General features: G+C 66.0%; 17 protein-coding genes. 4 read left to right on the top strand and 13 right to left on the bottom strand.

Features of this window, described 5'->3' with window-relative positions; genetic code table 11:
- Window positions 1-70 precede the first annotated feature (70 nt).
- Window positions 71-685: a TetR/AcrR family transcriptional regulator gene (locus tag K323_RS0108705; protein ID WP_022884897.1), complete on the top strand. Its 615-nt coding sequence runs from the start codon at window positions 71-73 to the stop codon at window positions 683-685.
- A gap of 36 nt (window positions 686-721) precedes the next feature.
- Here K323_RS0108705 and K323_RS0108700 read toward each other — a convergent pair whose 3' ends face one another.
- From K323_RS0108700 to K323_RS0108640, 13 genes are all read right to left on the bottom strand, one after another.
- Window positions 722-994, bottom strand: a complete 273-nt coding sequence (locus K323_RS0108700) for a PTS sugar transporter subunit IIB (RefSeq protein WP_022884896.1) — start codon at window positions 992-994, stop codon at window positions 722-724.
- Window positions 991-1,461, bottom strand: coding sequence for a PTS sugar transporter subunit IIA (locus tag K323_RS0108695; RefSeq protein WP_022884895.1), 471 nt, complete (start codon window positions 1,459-1,461; stop codon window positions 991-993). The genes K323_RS0108700 and K323_RS0108695 overlap by 4 nt, the downstream gene beginning before the upstream one ends.
- 83 nt (window positions 1,462-1,544) lie before the next feature.
- The gene (locus K323_RS0108690) at window positions 1,545-2,666 is read right to left on the bottom strand and encodes an adenosine deaminase (RefSeq protein ID WP_022884894.1); all 1,122 of its coding nucleotides are present in this window, start codon (window positions 2,664-2,666) and stop codon (window positions 1,545-1,547) included.
- Between the two features lie 193 nt (window positions 2,667-2,859).
- Window positions 2,860-3,609 (bottom strand): IclR family transcriptional regulator, encoded by a 750-nt coding sequence (locus K323_RS0108685; RefSeq protein WP_022884893.1) that lies wholly within the window; start codon window positions 3,607-3,609, stop codon window positions 2,860-2,862.
- Between the two features lie 5 nt (window positions 3,610-3,614).
- Window positions 3,615-4,790, bottom strand: a complete 1,176-nt coding sequence (locus K323_RS0108680; RefSeq protein WP_022884892.1) for an adenosylhomocysteinase — start codon at window positions 4,788-4,790, stop codon at window positions 3,615-3,617.
- A 238-nt stretch (window positions 4,791-5,028) separates the two neighbouring features.
- Window positions 5,029-6,351, bottom strand: a complete 1,323-nt coding sequence (locus tag K323_RS0108675; protein WP_022884891.1) for a thymidine phosphorylase — start codon at window positions 6,349-6,351, stop codon at window positions 5,029-5,031.
- A 13-nt stretch (window positions 6,352-6,364) separates the two neighbouring features.
- Window positions 6,365-6,802, bottom strand: coding sequence for a cytidine deaminase (locus tag K323_RS0108670; RefSeq protein ID WP_022884890.1), 438 nt, complete (start codon window positions 6,800-6,802; stop codon window positions 6,365-6,367).
- A gap of 15 nt (window positions 6,803-6,817) precedes the next feature.
- Window positions 6,818-8,116 (bottom strand): ABC transporter permease, encoded by a 1,299-nt coding sequence (locus K323_RS0108665; protein ID WP_022884889.1) that lies wholly within the window; start codon window positions 8,114-8,116, stop codon window positions 6,818-6,820.
- On the bottom strand, window positions 8,113-9,408 hold the full coding sequence (locus K323_RS0108660; protein WP_022884888.1) for an ABC transporter permease: 1,296 nt from the start codon (window positions 9,406-9,408) through the stop codon (window positions 8,113-8,115). The genes K323_RS0108665 and K323_RS0108660 overlap by 4 nt, the downstream gene beginning before the upstream one ends.
- The gene (locus K323_RS0108655) at window positions 9,405-10,925 is read right to left on the bottom strand and encodes an ABC transporter ATP-binding protein (protein ID WP_022884887.1); all 1,521 of its coding nucleotides are present in this window, start codon (window positions 10,923-10,925) and stop codon (window positions 9,405-9,407) included. Before K323_RS0108655 ends, K323_RS0108660 begins: the two co-directional genes overlap by 4 nt.
- A 212-nt stretch (window positions 10,926-11,137) precedes the next feature.
- On the bottom strand, window positions 11,138-12,244 hold the full coding sequence (locus K323_RS0108650) for a BMP family lipoprotein (protein WP_026851430.1): 1,107 nt from the start codon (window positions 12,242-12,244) through the stop codon (window positions 11,138-11,140).
- 221 nt (window positions 12,245-12,465) lie between these two features.
- Window positions 12,466-13,536, bottom strand: coding sequence for a BMP family lipoprotein (locus tag K323_RS0108645; protein ID WP_022884885.1), 1,071 nt, complete (start codon window positions 13,534-13,536; stop codon window positions 12,466-12,468).
- A gap of 228 nt (window positions 13,537-13,764) precedes the next feature.
- On the bottom strand, window positions 13,765-14,883 hold the full coding sequence (locus tag K323_RS0108640) for a mannose-1-phosphate guanylyltransferase (protein WP_022884884.1): 1,119 nt from the start codon (window positions 14,881-14,883) through the stop codon (window positions 13,765-13,767).
- Between the two features lie 164 nt (window positions 14,884-15,047).
- On the opposite strand from K323_RS0108640, the gene K323_RS0108635 reads away from it, so the two are divergent.
- The 3 genes from K323_RS0108635 to K323_RS0108625 all read left to right on the top strand — a co-directional run bounded on the left by K323_RS0108635 (window position 15,048) and on the right by K323_RS0108625 (window position 17,244).
- On the top strand, window positions 15,048-16,202 hold the full coding sequence (locus tag K323_RS0108635; RefSeq protein WP_022884883.1) for a glycosyltransferase family 4 protein: 1,155 nt from the start codon (window positions 15,048-15,050) through the stop codon (window positions 16,200-16,202).
- 160 nt (window positions 16,203-16,362) lie between these two features.
- Window positions 16,363-16,776 (top strand): succinate dehydrogenase, cytochrome b556 subunit, encoded by a 414-nt coding sequence (gene sdhC / locus K323_RS0108630; RefSeq protein WP_084697114.1) that lies wholly within the window; start codon window positions 16,363-16,365, stop codon window positions 16,774-16,776.
- A 15-nt stretch (window positions 16,777-16,791) separates the two neighbouring features.
- Window positions 16,792-17,244 carry a succinate dehydrogenase hydrophobic membrane anchor subunit gene (locus tag K323_RS0108625; RefSeq protein WP_022884881.1) on the top strand — a complete coding sequence of 151 codons (453 nt, stop codon included), beginning with the start codon at window positions 16,792-16,794 and terminating at the stop codon, window positions 17,242-17,244.
- The last annotated feature ends 8 nt before the right edge of the window (window positions 17,245-17,252 follow it).

Below are 17,252 nucleotides of genomic sequence, written 5' to 3'. Positions count from 1 at the left end.
TGACGCTAGCACAATTTCGAGCCGTCACTCGAAATTCGATTCATTTCGTGTAGCGCGATAGCCTGCCGTCATGACCAGTGTCGATCGAGGCAGCCGTCGCGGGCCCTATGCGAAGTCGGTTGAGCGCCGCCGCACGATTGTCGCAGCGGCACACGGCGTCTTCGCGGCGCGGGGATTCCGGGGCGGCACGTTCCAGGAGATCGCTGATCGCGTCGGCATGAGCCAGACCAGCCTGTTGCACTACTTTCCGACGAAGGACGACCTGTTGGTCGCCGTACTGAACCATCGCGACGTGATTGCCGACGGGGGGCCGTCCCAGGAGCGGCCGCCTGAATTCGCCGACACACTCGTTCATCAGGCGGAGTACAACGAGACCGTGCCGGGAGTGATCGAGCTGTACACCGTGCTGTGCGGCGAGTCAGCGACCGACGACCATCCGGCGCGCGACTACTTCGTCGCCCGATTCGACCGGCTGCGCGAGGAGTATGCGGGAGAACTGCGTGCGCTCGGCGCCGCCGGGCGGTTGCGTGACGGCGTCGATCCGGATCGAGCGGCGGCGTCGATCATTGCATTATGGGACGGCATTCAGACGCAATGGCTGCTCGCCCGAGGCACCACCGACATGGCCGGATGCCTGCGCGACTACCTCGACCTGGTGATCCTGCCCGCGTCAGCGCCGACGTAGTTGATCAAGGGCCGGTCAATCCACGGCTGGCCAGGCTCAGCCGAGAGCGACCTCGAGCTTCTGCGTGAGCTCGTCGAGGTCGAAGTAGTTGTCGACCACGATCACATCGGCATTGGTCTTGCCGATCGCCTCGACCAGCTCAGAAGAGCTCAGAATCACCTGCGCATCAGAGGCGACCGCGCGCACGCTCGCGACATCCGTCGCCGTCACCTCGGCATCGATTCCCAGCCGCTTGAGCGCACGCTCTGCGGTCACCTTGAGAATCGCGGATGTTCCGACACCGGCCCCGCACAACGCCACAATCTTCACGAGAGCAGCTCCCTTTCAGCGAGAGCGTTCGCGCCGAGCAGCGAACGGATGCCGTCGGCATCCGTCGCCGCAGCGACCGCTGGAATCACGCTCGCATCGTTGAACACGTTCGCCAGCTCCGCCACAAAGTGTATGTGCTCGTCTGCGCCAGTGACGGCCAGGCCGATCACCACGCTGACCGGGTCATTGTGAGGGTGGCCAAACGACACCGGCTCGGCCAGGGTGACGACGCTGAGGCCTTCAGTGAGTACATCGGGACCCGGACGCGCGTGCGCCAGCGCCAGCCCGGGTGCGATCACGATGTACGCGCCGAACTCTTCGATCATCACGATCATGCGACCGGTGTAGTCGGCCGTCGTCGACCCGGAACCTTCCAGCGCATCGCCCGCTGCTCGCACCGCCGCGCGCCAGTCGTCGGCGTGCACGCCGATGGCAATCGCAGTGTCTGGCAGTGGAGGGAGGGGCATCGCAGGATCTTTCCGGGAGAGGCGGGTGGCGGTTGTGTTGCTCGATGGAGTGGCCGGAGCGGCCAGACCGGTCAGGTGCCGGATCAGGCCTCCTGGAAACCCGCGATGATGGCATCCGCCAGTTCTTCGCGGTCTTCGAGCGGCTGAAACGATGCGGCGGCGGCATTCAGCTGGAAGGTCTCGAGATCGTCGAGGTCGTAGCCGAACGCATCGCTCAGCAGCGCGAGTTCCTGCGTCAGGCTGGTGTTGCTCATCAACCGGTTGTCGGTGTTGACCGTCACCCGGAAGCCGAGCTGGTAGAGCAGGTCGAACGGGTGGTCGAGCAGGTCGTCACCCCACGCCGCGATCGCACCGGTCTGCAGGTTTGACGACGGGCTCAGCTCGAGCGCGATCTCACGGTCACGCACCCACTGCGCCACCGGGCCGAGGGTGACGTAGGTATTGTCGTCGTCTTCACGCTCGATGGTGATGTCCTCCGCGAGTCGAACACCGTGGCCGAGACGCAGGGCGCGTCCGTCGAACAGGGCGCCACGGATGCTGCCCGGCCCGTCGGCCTCGCCGGCGTGCACCGTGACGGGGAGGAACTCCTTGGCGAGATAGTCGAACGCGGCCAGGTGGTTGCGGGCCGGGAATCCGAGCTCTGCGCCGGCGATGTCGAACCCTGCCACGCCGTCGTCGCGGTGGCGCACGGCGAGTTCGGCGATCTCGAGGCCGCGGTTGGCGTGCCGCATCGCCGTCACCAGCTGGCCGATGCGGATCGAGGAACCGGACTGGGCGACGTCGTCGATGCCCGCTTCGATGCCTTCCTGCACAGCCTCAACGGCCTCGTCGAGGGTGAGTCCGCGGCCGAGGTGCTGTTCGGGCGCCCAACGGATCTCTCCGTAGATGACCCCGTCGCGGCCGAGGTCTTCCACAAACTCGCGGGCGACTCGGCTGAGGCCCTCGTGCGTCTGCATGACGGCGGTGGTGATGTCGAAGGTCTTCAGGTACTCGACCAGCGATCCGGAGTTGGACTGGTTCTCGAACCACGAACCGAGCTGAGCGGCATCCGTCGCCGGCAAATCGAGTCCGATGGAGTCGGCAAGTTCGATGATCGTTTGCGGACGCAGGCCACCGTCGAGGTGGTCGTGCAGCGAGACTTTCGGCAGGGCGTTGATGCTGGTGCCGCCGCCGGACAACAGATATTCCTCTGGAATGACATTCACGTGCCTAATCTACCGGCGGCGCGGCGTTTTGGCCTGTCCGTTTGCTGAACGTCGCCTGCACGTCCTCCCGCCGTTCGACCACCGGTTCAAACGTCGAGCGCCAGTTACGCGCGTATGCACCACGCGCGCATGGCGCATACGCGCGCAAATGGCGCGTGGCTCGGACCAGAGACGCACGAGAGAAGCACGCCGGTCAGGCTCCGCCCTGCACGACGCGGGAAATCTCCGCCGCCGTGCCGGCCGCCCTGGTGAGCACGTCGCCCGCGTCGACCTCGCTGTAACTCGTGGCCAGGTATGGCACCGTGAATGCGGCCACCGCGTGGGGCGAGCGCCCGAACACCGGATACACGATGTCCAGGATTCCCTCCTGCCTCGGATCCGGATCCGATGCCCAGCCGCGTTCACGCGCCGCAGCGATCCGCTCGTCGAGCACGACGAGGTCTGTCCCGTGTACCGCAAGCTCCGCGCGTGCGAAGTCGAGGGTGTCGGGCTCTGCGAAGGCCAGGAGCACGATCCCGGTCGACGTGGACGCGGCAGGGAACCCGGCGCCGACGCGCACCCGGAACCCGAAGTCGGCGGGGCTCTCCGCGTGCGCGATGACGCGCACGACGGTGGACTCAAGGGTCGAAAGATTGCACGATTGCCTGGTCTCCTGTGCGAATCGCCTCATCGGGTCAGACGCCGCCTGCACGAGACCGCGAAGCGGCGGGTGCTGGTTGGCGAGTTCGAGCATCCGTGTGGACAACACGTACAGGCCGCTCTGGCGCTCGCGCAGAATGAAGCCCCGCCGCTCGAGTGTCTGCAACACGCGGAAGATCTCGCCGACCGTGCGGCCGACGGCCTCCGCCACCTGCGCCTGGCCCAGTCCGCCGGCGTGCCCGGCGAGCAACTCGAGGATGTCGAGCGCCTTGTCGAGCGCCGGGACGGCGTAATTGGTGGCCATCGCGGTCAGCGGGACGCGTCGAGTGCAGCCAGGAAGCGCGTCGCGATCTCTCGCTCAAGGTCGGCGGGAACAGGTTGTGCGCCCGCGGCCAAGCTGTCGGCGGCCGTCGCGATCCGTTCGAGGGAAAGCACCTGGAGCAGGAACCCGAGGTCCATCGCCTCCAATGAGTTGCCCTTGGGGTGCGGGCCGGCGAGGTTGAACATGCGCCCATCGGCGATCAGCACGACGTGGCGGCCGTCTGGCAGGTCGATCCGTTCGATTGCCTGGTCGACGGTGGTGACGGATGCTGCGCGCGCCTTCAATCGGGCGACGTCGATCTCCCAGGGGAAGTGACCGCTGTTCGCCAACACCGCGCCGTCACGCAACCGGTCGAACACCTCGTCGCCGATCACGCCGGGGTGTCCCGTCGCGGTGATGACGACATCGGCCCAGCCCGCGAGGTCGGCGGCGCTGCCCACGCGGTAGCCGTCGAGCGCAGCCTCGAACGCCTTGAGAACGTCGAGTTCGACGACAGCGACCTGGCCGCCGAGCGCGCGCAGGTACTGCGCGATGCCGCGCCCACACCAGCCGTAGCCGACGACGACGAAGTGGCGGCCGGGAACCATCAGGTTCGTGATGCGCATGAAGCTCTCGACCACCGACTGGCCGACGGCGTGCCGATTCTCGCCGATCGCCTTGAGCAGGCTGTCGTTGATGACGATGACCGGGAAGGGGACGGCGTCGGCGAGCTCGTCGCGCAGGCGGATACCGCCCGACGTGGTCTCCTCTGTGCCACCGATGAGCGTCGCGGTTCTGCCCTGGGCGATGATGCCTGCGGCGAGGTCTGCCCCGTTGTCGAGGAGCATGTCCGGCGCGGCATCCAGCACCGCCTGCACGTTGGCGTGGTGTTGCTCGAGGGTGTCGTCCCTCGCACCGAACAGGCTCATACCCCCGTCGCGGAGCACGGCGACGATGTCGTCCTGCGTCGAGCCGTGGTTGCCGGTGGCGATGATCTCGGCGCCTCCGGCCTGCAGGGTCTCGAGGAGTACGGCTGTCTTCGGCTCCAGGTGCAGGGACATCCCGATGCGACGGCCGGCGAATGGGCGGGACTCGGCGAAGTCCGCACGCGCCCTCGCGAGGAGCGGCATGCGGGAGCGAATCCATTCGATGCGGCTCCGGCCGGTGGAAATCAGATCAGTCATGGCCAGAGTTTACACATATGAACTGAACTTTCATATATGTTCGAGGCGCAGCACCGCTTCGACCCGGGTTTGCAGAACTCGGCAGCATGTCCTCCCGTTGTTTGACCACCGCTTGACCAGCTGCGCGCCAGTTACGCGCGTATGCACCACGCGCGCATGGCGCATGAGCGCGCTAATGGCGCGTGGCGCGGCCCAGACGCACGAGCTGGGGGTGGCGCCGCGGCGGGCGCGGCGGGCGCTAGCCGCCGACGCGGTCGGCGATGAGCGGCCCGCCGGTGAGAACTTCGTCGCCCTCGTCACCGATCCGCCACGCGCCATCGACCGACTCGAGCGCCCGCGGGAAACGGGCCGGCTCGTCGGCGCTCAGCGTGAACAGCGGCTGGCCCTTGGTGACGGTGTCACCGGGCTTCGCGTGCAGGTCGACGCCGGCGGAGTGCTGCACCGGGTCTCCCTTCCTCGCACGCCCCGCGCCGAGCCGCCAGGCTGCGATGCCGAACGGCAGGGCATCCTGCTGCACGAGAACCCCGTCGCGATCGGCGTAAACGGTATGCGTCTCCTTCGCGACCGGCAGCGCCGCATCCGGGTCGCCGCCCTGCGCACGGATCACCTCTCGCCACTTGTCCATCGCCCGACCATCCTGCAGCGCGGCCTCGACGTCGACGTCGGTCTTGCCTGCCAGCGCGAGCATCTCACGGGCCAGGGCAACGGTCAGCTCGGTGATATCGGCCGGGCCGCCCCCGCCGAGCACTTCGACCGACTCGCGCACCTCGTTCGCATTGCCGATGGCGAGCCCGAGAGGCACGTTCATGTTGGTCAGCAGAGCGGATGTCGCGACGCCCGCGTCCTGCCCGAGCGCCACCATTGTTCGCGCAAGCTCCCTGGACTCCTCGATGTCTTTCAGGAACGCGCCGGAGCCGAACTTCACGTCGAGCACCAGCGCACCGGTGCCCTCCGCGATCTTCTTGGACATGATCGACGAGGCGATCAGCGGGATCGACTCGACCGTTCCGGTGATGTCGCGCAGTGAGTAGAGCTTGCCGTCTGCGGGAGCGAGCCCGCTGCCGGCCGCGCAGATGACCCCTCCGACATCGCGGAGTTGGGCGAACATTTCCTCGTTGGAGAGGTTCGCACGCCAGCCCGGGATGGACTCGAGCTTGTCGAGCGTGCCACCGGTGTGGCCGAGGCCGCGGCCGGAGAGCTGCGGAACCGCGACGCCGAACACGGCAACGAGCGGCATCAACGGAAGGGTGATCTTGTCGCCGACCCCGCCGGTGGAGTGCTTGTCTGTGGTCGGCTTGCCGAGCCCGTCGAAACTCATCCGCTCACCGCTGGCGATCATCGCCATGGTCAGGTCGCGAATCTCGGTGCGGCTCATGCCGTTCAGGAAGATCGCCATGGTCATGGCGGCCATCTGCTCGTCACCCACATAACCACGGGTGTAGGCATCAACCAGCCAGTCGATCTGCGCGGTCGAGAGTTCGCCGCGGTCGCGCTTGGTGTGGATCAGGTCGACGGCGTCGAAGTCCTCGACAGGGCTGCCGGCAGAAGCGCCGCCGCTCACAGCTGCACCCCGCTCACAGCTGCACCCCGCGATACTCGGCGAGCTGTCTCGGTCCGAAGGCGTCTGGCAGCACCTCGTCGATGGTGCGGATCCCAGACACGGTCTCGAGCAGCATCCCGGCGGCCGAGTGCTCGTAGAGCAGCTGCCGGCAGCGCCCGCACGGCATCAGCGTGTTGCCGCGCCCGTCGACGCAGGCGAAGGCGACCAGCCGGCCACCTCCGCTCATGATCAGTTCAGAGACCAGGGAGCACTCCGCGCAGAGCGTGACGCCGTACGAGGCGTTCTCCACGTTGCATCCGCTGATCACACGCCCGTCGGTGACCAGCGCGGCGGCGCCCACCGGAAAGTTCGAGTACGGCACGTATGCCTTGCCCATCGCGTCGGCGGCCGCTTCGCGCAGCGCGCCCCAGTCGATGTCGCCCGATGCCGGGTCGGCGGGTATGGATGTCACGTGCAGAACCTCCGGTTACGACTTGATATACGGTTTGCCGGATGCCGCCGGCGGCCTCGAGACGCCGACCAGGCCGGCGACGGCGAAGATCGTGACCACGTACGGCAGCATCAGCATGAACTCGCTCGGTACCGGCGAACCGATGATGCTGAGCACGTTCTGCAGGTTGCTTGCGAAGCCGAAGAGCAGCGCGGCCAGGGTGGCGCGGATCGGATCCCAGCGGCCGAAGATGACCGCGGCCAGGGCGATGAATCCGGCGCCGGCCGTCATTTCCTTGCCGAAGGCGCCGACGGAACCGAGGGTGAAGTACGCACCGCCGAGTCCGGCGATCGCGCCGGCCAGCGACACGTTCCAGAACCGGGTGCCTGTCACATTGATGCCGACAGTGTCAGCAGCCTGCGGATGCTCGCCGACCGCCCGTAGCCGGAGGCCCCACTTGGTGTGGAAGATGCCGATGTAGACAGCGATCACCGCGATGTACATCAGGTAGACGATGAGCGTCTGCCGGAACAGCACCGGTCCGATGATCGGGATCTCGCTCAGGAGCGGGATGTTGATGCGCTCGAACCGCGGCGGCTGGTTCAGGGTGGCCGCGTTCGGGGCGAGCAGCTGAGAGAACAGGAAGCCGGTGAGTCCGGTGACCAGCACGTTCAGCACCACACCGACGATGACCTGGTCGACGAAGTACTTGATGGAGAACGCGGCAAGCACAAACGACACCAGCACGCCGGCGACCATGGCGGCAACCAGGCCGAGCAGCGGCATCCCGGTCAGCGAGGCGACCAGCGCCGACGTGAATGCACCGGCCAGCAGCTGGCCCTCGATGGCGATGTTGACCACGCCGACACGCTCGGAGATAACGCCGCCCAGGGCACCGAAGATCAAGGGAACGGCCAGACTCAGCGAGCCGAAGAGGAGCCCGGGAACCGGGATGGTGTGGCCGGCCGCCGCCCAGGCGAGGAACCCGATCAGCACCAGCACGGCAAAACCGCTGATCAGCCAGAGCGAGACCTTGCGGTGGCGGGAAACCAGCCAGGTGCTCAGTGCCGCGAGGATGACGAGCAGGATCGTGACGACGATGCCCGTGGCACGCGTGGGCAGTTCGACATCGGGCAGCTGCACGAGGTCGGTCGACGTCGACAGGCGCATGGTGCTCGTTCCGTCGCGGCCGAAGACCACAAGGAGAAGGAACGAGAGCACAGCGAAGACACCGAGCGCAATCGGTGACTTCCAACTGCGGATCATGGCGACGGCTGGACCGTTCTTCGGTTCAGTCGGCTGGGTGGGCTGGATGATGGGGGCGACGGTGCTCATTTCGCTGCCACCTCCTGCGTGACGTTCGGAAGTTGTCGACGCGATTTGGAGCCGGGAGCCGGCAGACGGAAGATGGTGCGCACCAGCGGAGGCGCGGCGATGAAGAGCACGATCAGCGACTGCACGACGAGCACGATGTCAACCGGCACACCTTCGGCCGCCTGCATCGAGAATCCGCCGGCCTTGAACGCGCCGAACAGGATGCCTGCGGCGAAGACCCCCCACGGTTTCGAGCGCCCGAGCAGCGCGACGGTGATCGCGTCGAATCCGATGCCGGAGTCGAGCCCCGCGCCGAATCCGCTTGTGGTCGTGCCCAGCACCTGGTTGATGCCGGCCAGGCCGACCAACCCGCCCGAGAAGAGCATGGCGTACACGTACATCTTCTTCACACTGATGCCGGCGACCCTGGCCGCGTTCGGGTTCTCGCCGACGGCGCGGAACTGGAATCCGAGGTTCGACCGGTTCAGCAGCCACCAGGTGAAGACGGTGGCTGCGATGACGAGCACAAAGCCGAAGTGCAGGTTGTATTCGGGTCCGAGCAGGTCGAAGAAGATGGCGGTGTCTTTGCTCGCCGGGCTCTTCGGGTTGTTCGACCCGGGTGCCTTCAGGAACCCGTCACGCAACAGGTACATGACGAGGTAGCCGGCCACGTAGTTGAGCATGATGGTCGTGATCACCTCGTGGGCACCGGTGCGGGCCTTCAGCAGGCCGACGATACCGCCCCAGATCGCGCCTCCGAGGATGCCGGCGATGAGTGCCGCGACCATGTGGATGCCATACGGCAGGTCGACGGCGAAGGCGACCCAGCCGCCAAGCGTGGCGGCGATGAGCATCTGGCCGCGACCACCGATGTTGAACAGGCCGACCCGGAAGCCGAGGGCCACTCCGAGCCCGGCCGCGATGAGCGGCGTGGCAAAGGTGAGCGTCTCGGTGAGCGGCTTGATGCCGTCGCCGAAACTCGGCCGGCGGAAGTTATAGACGGAGCCCTGGAACAGCGCGACGTAGGCGCCGGACACCGCGTCCCAGATGGCGGCGATGGTGTCGCCCGGGCGGGAGAAAAAGTATCCGGATGCCTTCTGCACGTCTTCGTTCGTGAAGGCGATCAGGATCGCACCGGCGATGAGTGCGAGCACCACGGCAAGCACCGAGATGATCGCGCTCCCGGTCGTGATCTCGCGGAACATCGAGTGCCACCGGCTCGGCGGTTCTGCCTGCTGCGGTGTGGTCTGGGTGGGTGGCGCGGCGTTGGACGGTGCGGCGGCCTGGGTTTCGGGCACCTGGGGGTCGCTCATGCGGCGGCTCCTCCTTGTTCGGGTACTTCGCCGGCCATCATGAGGCCGAGAACGGAGCGAGGGGTGTCGCCGGGAACGATGCCGACGATGCGGCCGCGGTACATGACCATGATTCGGTCGGCCAGGGCGGCGACCTCGTCGAGCTCGGTGGAGATGACGATGACCGGCGTACCGGCATCCCGTGTCGCCACAATGCGCTCGTGCACGAACTCGATCGAGCCGACGTCGAGGCCGCGGGTGGGCTGGGCAGCGACGAAGAGGCGCAGGTCGCGGCTGAGCTCGCGGGCGAGCACGACCTTCTGCTGGTTGCCGCCGGAGAGCCGGCCGACCTTCGTGCCGATGCCCTGCGAGCGCACGTCGAATTCTTTGACCTTCTCTTCGGCGAACTCGTCGAGATAGGCCAGCTGCAGGTTCCAGTGCTTGACGAACGGTTCTCTGTTGGAACGATCGAGCATGAGGTTCTCGGCGATGGTGAACTCGCCGATGAGGCCGTCTTCTGTGCGGTCTTCCGGCACAAAACCGACGCCGGCGTCGAGCACCTTGCGCACTGAATGGCCGCGCAGCGACTTGCCGTAGAGAGCGATCTGGCCCACCACGCGGGGCTGCAGGCCCATAAGTGCCTCGGTGAGCTCAGTCTGCCCGTTACCCTGCACACCCGCGATGGCGAGGATCTCACCGGTTGCGACCTCGAAGCTGACGTCGACGACGACGATCTGGCCGCGGGCGTTGAGCACGGTGAGCCCGGTCACGATGAGCGCAGGCTCCCCCGGTGTCGCCGGCGTCTTGTCGACGGTGAGGTCGACGGCACGGCCGACCATGAGCGACGCGAGTTCTTCGTTGCTGGCGGTCGGCGACGCTTCACCGACGACCTTGCCGAGACGGATGACGGTGATGCGGTCCGCGACTTCGCGAACTTCCCGCAATTTGTGCGTGATGAACACGATCGAGGTTCCGGAATCCTTGAGTTGGCGCATGATCGCCATCAGCTCATCGGTTTCCTGCGGGGTGAGCACGGCTGTGGGCTCGTCGAAGACGAGCACCTTCGCGTCACGGGAGAGCGCCTTGATGATCTCGACCCGCTGCTGCACGCCGACGGGGAGGTCTTCGACAAGGGCGTCGGGGTCGACGTCGAACCCGAACCGGTCGGAGATCTCGCGAACCCTGTCCCGCGCCGCGGCGAGGTCGAGGCGACCGCCGAACGTGGTCTCCTCGTGGCCGAGCATCACGTTCTCTGCCACGGTGAAGACCGGGATCAGCATGAAGTGCTGGTGAACCATGCCGATGCCGGCGGCCATCGCATCACCGGGACCGGAGAAGTGTTGAACGGCGTCGTCGAGCAGGATCTCGCCCTCGTCGGCCTGGTACAGGCCGTAGAGCACGTTCATCAGGGTGGACTTGCCTGCGCCGTTCTCGCCAAGCAGCGCATGGATTTCGCCAGCCTCGACGATGAGGTTGATGTGGTCGTTGGCGACCAGGGTACCGAATCGCTTCGTGATGCCACGGAGTTCGAGCTTCATAGTTCTCGATTCTATTGATGCACGAGCAGATGTGCGCGGCTGCGCGCGAATGTGGAGAGCGCCACGACGGACCTGCTCATATGTTGCCGGCCACCGCTCACCTGCGCAGCATCCGTTCACCTGCTCCGCAGCCGGTGAGAGTGATACCGGCAGTTAACGGATGAGGGGAGGCCAGCGTTCGCTGACCTCCCCTACTGTTCAGAGGTGCGGTATTACTTCGGGGTCGAAGGCGACTCGACGGTGATTGCACCGCTGATGATGTCGGCCTTCAGCGCATCGACTTCCTTCACCAGTGCCGGGTCGACCTTGGACTCCCAGTCGTGCAGCGGTGCCAGGCCAACGCCCTCGTTCTCGAGGGTGCCGATGTACGGGTCAGCCGAGAAGTCGCCGTTGGCGGCGTCGACGATGATCTGGTCCGTGGCATCCGTCATCTGCTTCATGACCGAAGTGAGGTACATCGCACCGAAATCGGGAGCCGTCTCGAACAGGTCGCTGTCTACACCGATGATGGCGACGTCCTTGCCGGAGTCCTGGATGGCCTGCGCCGTGCCCTGGAACAGCGGACCAGCGACCGGCAGGATGATGTCTGCGCCCTGGTCGATGAAGCCCTGGGTCAGCGTCTTACCCTGGTTGATGTCGTCGAAGCTGCCCGCCATCGTGCCTTCCTGGGTGTCCTTGTTCCACCCGAGAACCTGCACCGCAGTGCCCTTGGTCTCGTTGTAGTGGGCAACACCGTCGACGAAGCCGTCCATGAAGATGGTGACGGAGGGGAACTGCTGCCCACCGTAGGTGGCGACGATTCCGGACTTCGACGTGCCTGCCGCAAGGTAGCCGGCGAGGAACGCCGCCTGTGCGGTGTCGTAGAGGACCGGCTTGACGTTGTCGAGCTCCAGCGGGCTGAAGTCGTCGTTCGAGAGCGCGGAGTCGATGAGTGCGAACTGGACGTCCGTGGAATCCTGTGCGGCGTCGCGGGTGGCGTTGGCCAGCGCGAATCCGACGGTGAGGATGAAGTTGCAGCCCTGGTCGACCATGCTGCTCACGTTGCTGGCGTACTGGTCTTCTGACTTCGACTCTGCCTGCTTGAACTCAACGCCGAGTTCGTCTGCAGCCTGGGTGATGCCTTCGAAGCTGGATTGGTTGAACGACTTGTCGTCGAATCCGCCGAAGTCGGAGACGATGCAGGGCAGGAAGTCTGCTGCCGCATCGCCGCCGCCGGTCGTGTCGTCTGCGGTCGGGGCCTGTGCACAGCCGGCGAGGAGCGCCAGAACGCCCAGAGTGGCAAAACCGCCGAGGGCGGTCTTACGGATCGAGATAGTCAAGGTGACCTCCAAGGAAGAGCAGCCGGCGCGCAGTTGCGCGGCGATGTGACTACACGTTACCCAAAGTTTCCCTGCTCAGATGAGCAAAATGACACTGACGCCGAATGGTTATGATTCCGCGACCATTGAGGGTGCTCACGCGCCCCGAAAGCGCTACAGAGGCACTGTGTCGCTGGGCTGTGTACTGGGCTGTGCCGCTGGGCTGTGCCGCTGGGCCGTGACTACTCCGGCTTCGACGGCGAATCGACGGTGATGGTGCCGGCGATGATGTCCGCTCGCAACTGGTCGATCTCGGCGGCCAGTTCGGCAGACACCCGGCTCGCGAGGTCGTGATACGGGGCGATGTCGACTCCCCCGTTCTCCAGCGTGCCGATGAACGGGTCGTTGCTGAACTCACCATTCATGTCGTCGCCGACGATCTGCACCACGGCATCCTGCGTGTTCTTCAGCACGCTTGTCAGCAGTACCGGCTTGAATTCAGCCGGCAGGGTGTCGTAGCCGTCGTTGTCGACCCAGATCACTGAGACGGCGCCGGCTTCGACGGCCGCAGCCGCCGCGCCTTCTCCGACCTGGCCGGCGACCGGGAGGATGACGTCTGCGCCCTGGTCGATGAACGCCTGCGTGTATGCCTTGCCCTTGTTGATGTCTTCGAAGTCGCCGGTGAACGTGCCGTCCTGGGCGGCCTTGTCCCAGCCGAGCACCTGCACCGCTGCGCCGTGCGCCTCGTTGTACTTGGCGACGCCGTCGGCGAAGCCGTCCATGAAGAGGGTGACCGGCGGCTGGTTTCCGCCGCCGAATGTCGCTACCTTGCCGGTCTGGCTGACCCCGGCGGCGAGATAGCCGGCGAGATACGAGGCCTGCGCGGTGTCGAAGACGATGGGCTTGATGTTCTCGCCGTCGACCTGTTCGTCGACGATGGAGAAGTGGATGTCTGGGTTCGCCTTCGCCTCGGCGATCGTGGCGTCAGCCAGCTCGTAACCGACGGTGAGGATGAACTTGCAGCCGGTGCCGACGGCGCTCGTCACATTGGGTTCCAGGTCGGATTCTGTCGTGGAGACGATGGCGTCGACATTGATGTCGAACTCGGATTCAGCCAGCTGCAGCCCTTCCCAGCTCGACTGGTTGAACGAGCGGTCTTCGAGGCCGCCGGAGTTCGTGACCATGCGGGCGCAGTAGTCGTTGTCGGCTCCGGTGCCGGCACCTTCGTCTGTGGGTGCAGGGGCGCAGGCTGCCAGCAGGGCAACGGATGCCCCCACCAGGGCGATCAGAAAGACAAAACGGCGGCGTGACATGGCGACTCCTCGGCTGCGGTGCTGTGTAGCTCGAGTCTAGGAGATTCGCCAGAGGGCGACCCCGGAGAGTTCGCCGAACCCCCTGACCATTCGACGGAGATTCTCGCCGAATGGGCCTGTTTCGGCCCGGTGACGAGCAAAAACGTCACAATCTCCGTCGAATGGTTCGGGAGCGGGGTTCAGGATGAGGGAGCGGGGAGCAGGATGAGGGAGCGGGGAGCAGTTCGGTCAGAGCACGTCGCTGGAGCCGGACAACTTCAGTGCGTCGACCACGGACTTCACCTTCTGGGCGTTGGCACTGGTGGTCACCAGGAGCGCATCCGGAGTGTCGACCACGATGATGTCGTCAACGCCGACAAGGGCAATCATGCGCCCGGTGTGGCTGACCACGATGCCGCTGGATGAATCGGCCAGAACGCGCGCACCCTCACCGAGGATTGCGAGGTCGCGCTTGCGCCCGCCGGAGTGCAGCTTGGCGATCGAGGCGAAGTCGCCAACGTCGTCCCAATCGAACGGGCCGGGAATCACGGCGAGCCGGCCGGCCGCGGCGGCCGGCTCTGCGACGGCATAGTCGATGGCGATCTTCTTCAGCGTCGGCCAGACCCTGTCAACCACGGCTCCGCGCGCCGGAGTGTCCCAGGCTTCGGCGAGTTCGAGCAGGCCGGCGAGCAGCTCAGGCTCGTTCTTTCCGATCTCCTCGAGCAGGATGTCCGCGCGGGAGATGAACATGCCCGCGTTCCAGAGGTAGCGACCTTGCGCGAGGTAGCGCTTTGCCGTCTGCAGGTTCGGTTTCTCGACGAACGAGTCAACGGTCAGGGCGCTCGGGGCGCCGGGGATGTCAAGCGCCGCCGCGCCCTTGATATACCCGAAGCCGATCGCAGGCTCTGTGGGCTGGATGCCAATGGTGGCGATGTAGCCGGCATCCGCTGCGGCGATGGCCTCACGCACGACGGCGCGGAACAGCGTCGGGCCCTTGATGACGTGGTCGGCGGCGAATGACCCGATGATGACGCCGGGCTCCCGCTTCTCGAGGATCGCGGCGGCAAGGCCGATGGCCGCGGTGGAGTCGCGCGGCTCGCTTTCGAGCACGACGTTGGGGTCTGCGAGTTCTGGGATCTGAGCTTCGACGGCGGCCCGGTGCGCCCGCCCGGTGACCACCATGATCCGCTGGTCTCCCGAGATGGGTGAGAGGCGGTCCCAGGTGTCGCGCAGCAGCGTCTGGCCCGAGCCGGTCAAATCGTGCAGGAATTTCGGGGCGTCCGCGCGCGAGAGCGGCCACAACCGGGATCCGATCCCGCCGGCCGGAATCACGCTGTAAAAGCGGTCGAGGGCGTTCGAAGTAGGCATCTGGTCAGACTACCTTGGGGCCCCTGCGCCTCCGCTGATTGCGCCTGCCGAAACCACGGGTCTCGACAAGCTCGAGCACCGGAGAGTGCAGCTCGACCACCGGAGGGGCAGAACGTTCACCGGTGGTTAATCCGGCAGACATCCCGGCCCTCTAGCCTCTGGCTATGAGGGTCGCGATCGTCAGTGAAAGTTTCCTTCCTACCGTCAGCGGAGTCACAACAAGCGTCTGCAAGGTGCTCGACCACCTGCGGGACACCGGACACGACGCGATGGTCATCGCACCGGCCGGCGCCCCGTCTGAATACGCTGGCTTTCCCGTGCATACCGTTCCCGCCGTCGCCTACCGTCAGTTTCCGGTCGGGATGCCGAGCCCGCACGTTCAGCGTCTGCTCGCCGACTTCAACCCGGACGTGCTGCACGCCGCATCCCCCTTCCTGCTCGGTGCCCAGGGCATCGCCGCCGCGAATCGGCTCGGCGTCCCTTCCGTCGCAATCTTCCAAACGGATGTCGCAGGGTACGCCAGGCGCAATCGCCTCGGCCCCGCGACGAAACTGGCCTGGCGTTACGTCAAGTGGGTGCACGACGGCGCAGACCTCACCCTGGTTCCCTCCGCCGCCTCAATGGCGGACGTAACCCGCGCGGGCATGAGGCGACTGGCGCACTGGGGTCGCGGCGTCGACCTCGACGGGTACCACCCGAACCGCAAGAGCGACCCTGCCGTGGCGGCCCTCCGCGAGCGACTCTCCCCCGACGGCGAGATCGTGGTCGGCTACGTCGGCCGCATCGCCCCGGAGAAGCAGGTCGAACGCTTCCGCGCGCTCCGTGGCATCCCTGGCATCCGTCTCGCGCTGGTCGGCGACGGCCCGTCGGTTCCGCTCGTCAAGAGGGAACTCGAGGGGATGCCGGTGAGCTGGCTCGGTCGGCTGAGCGGCGATGAGCTCTCTGCGGCATACGCGAGCTTCGACCTCTTCCTGCACGCGGGCACGGAGGAGACGTTCGGCCAGACCATCCAGGAGGCCCACGCCGCGGGCGTTCCCGTGGTCGCACCACGGGCAGGCGGGCCGATCGACCTCGTCGACCACGGCACCAACGGCTTTCTCTTCACGCCTGACGACGACCGGGATCTGCGGCAGTGGGCATCCGTTCTCATCGAAGACGGAGCGCTCCGGCGCCGTTTCGGCGAGGCGGGCCGCCGCGCGGTTCTCGGCCGATCCTGGCCACGGGTGTGCGCCACACTTCTCGAGTATTACGAGCAGGTCGTCGACGCACGCGCGGCGATTCTGGCAGCGTCATCCGTTCCCCTCACGATGCAGCGCTGACCAACGCAGCTCTGACGCCGCTGAACGACAACGTGCGGTTAGGCATGCCTAACCGGAAAAAGAATCTGGGCGACGCATAGAATGGAGGACGGCGACCTTCGAGCGCCGAACGGCCCCCCATCACCCGTCGGGCCCACCACTCAGCCAGGGAGGGTTGTTCATGCCAGCGGCAGGAACAGTTACATCTCAGCAGCAGAAGACGACCTCACGTCGCCCGGCAGGCACCCTTTATCGGGGCCGCGAGGGCATGTGGTCGTGGGTCCTGCACCGCATCACCGGTGTCGCGATCTTCTTCTTCCTGCTGGTCCACATTCTCGACACCGCCCTGGTGCGGGTGAGTCCGGAAGCGTACAACACGGTGATCGGCACGTACCAGACGCCCATCATGGGACTCGGTGAGGTCGCCCTGGTGGGCGCGATCGTGTTCCACGCGTTCAACGGCATCCGCATCATCCTGATCGACTTCTGGAACGCCAAGTACTCGAAGATCATGTTCTACGTCGTAGTCGGACTCTGGGTGCTCACCATGCTGGCCTTCGTTCCCCGCCACCTGATCAACGTCTTCAGCCACTAGGAAAGGGGAACAGACATGACAACAACCATCGAAGCTCCCCGCAGCCCGTACTCCCGCGCGCCCCGGGGGCGCGGTGTGAACTGGGAGAAGTGGGGCTGGATCTATATGCGCGTCTCCGGCGTCGTGCTGATCGTGCTCATCTTCGGACACCTGTTCGTGAACCTCATGGTCGGCGAGGGCGTCAGCGCCCTGAACTTCGGCTTCGTCGCCGGCAAGCTTGCCGACCCGTTCTGGCGTGTCTGGGACATCGTGATGCTCTGGCTCGCGCTGATCCACGGCGGCAACGGAATGCGCACCCTCGTCAACGACTATGCGACCGCGCGGCTGACCCGCGGCATCCTGAAGCTCGCCATCCTCGGCGCCGTCGTCGTGCTGATCGTTCTCGGCACCCTGGTGGTCTTCACCTTCGACCCCTGCCCGGCCGGTGCGCCCACCGACCTTCTGCCACTGTTCTGCCAGGCCAGCTAGGAGCTGCA

Source organism: Glaciibacter superstes DSM 21135, from assembly GCF_000421145.1.
Lineage (GTDB): Bacteria > Actinomycetota > Actinomycetes > Actinomycetales > Microbacteriaceae > Cryobacterium > Cryobacterium superstes.
The sequence above is the reverse complement of the archived record's forward strand: the minus strand, read 5'-3'. Positions and strand labels throughout refer to the sequence as shown.

Excerpts from the sequence above, each read along its gene's own strand:
- K323_RS0108655 (WP_022884887.1), bottom strand. The coding sequence starts at position 10,925 with ATGAAGCTCGAACTCCGTGGCATCACGAAGCGATTCGGTACCCTGGTC.
- K323_RS0108705 (WP_022884897.1), top strand. The coding sequence starts at position 71 with ATGACCAGTGTCGATCGAGGCAGCCGTCGCGGGCCCTATGCGAAGTCG.
- K323_RS0108635 (WP_022884883.1), top strand. The coding sequence starts at position 15,048 with ATGAGGGTCGCGATCGTCAGTGAAAGTTTCCTTCCTACCGTCAGCGGA.
- K323_RS0108625 (WP_022884881.1), top strand. The coding sequence starts at position 16,792 with ATGACAACAACCATCGAAGCTCCCCGCAGCCCGTACTCCCGCGCGCCC.
- K323_RS0108695 (WP_022884895.1), bottom strand. The coding sequence starts at position 1,461 with ATGCCCCTCCCTCCACTGCCAGACACTGCGATTGCCATCGGCGTGCAC.
- K323_RS0108680 (WP_022884892.1), bottom strand. The coding sequence starts at position 4,790 with ATGACTGATCTGATTTCCACCGGCCGGAGCCGCATCGAATGGATTCGC.
- K323_RS0108660 (WP_022884888.1), bottom strand. The coding sequence starts at position 9,408 with ATGAGCGACCCCCAGGTGCCCGAAACCCAGGCCGCCGCACCGTCCAAC.
- K323_RS0108665 (WP_022884889.1), bottom strand. The coding sequence starts at position 8,116 with ATGAGCACCGTCGCCCCCATCATCCAGCCCACCCAGCCGACTGAACCG.
- sdhC (WP_084697114.1), top strand. The coding sequence starts at position 16,363 with ATGCCAGCGGCAGGAACAGTTACATCTCAGCAGCAGAAGACGACCTCA.
- K323_RS0108640 (WP_022884884.1), bottom strand. The coding sequence starts at position 14,883 with ATGCCTACTTCGAACGCCCTCGACCGCTTTTACAGCGTGATTCCGGCC.
- K323_RS0108685 (WP_022884893.1), bottom strand. The coding sequence starts at position 3,609 with ATGGCCACCAATTACGCCGTCCCGGCGCTCGACAAGGCGCTCGACATC.
- K323_RS0108645 (WP_022884885.1), bottom strand. The coding sequence starts at position 13,536 with ATGTCACGCCGCCGTTTTGTCTTTCTGATCGCCCTGGTGGGGGCATCC.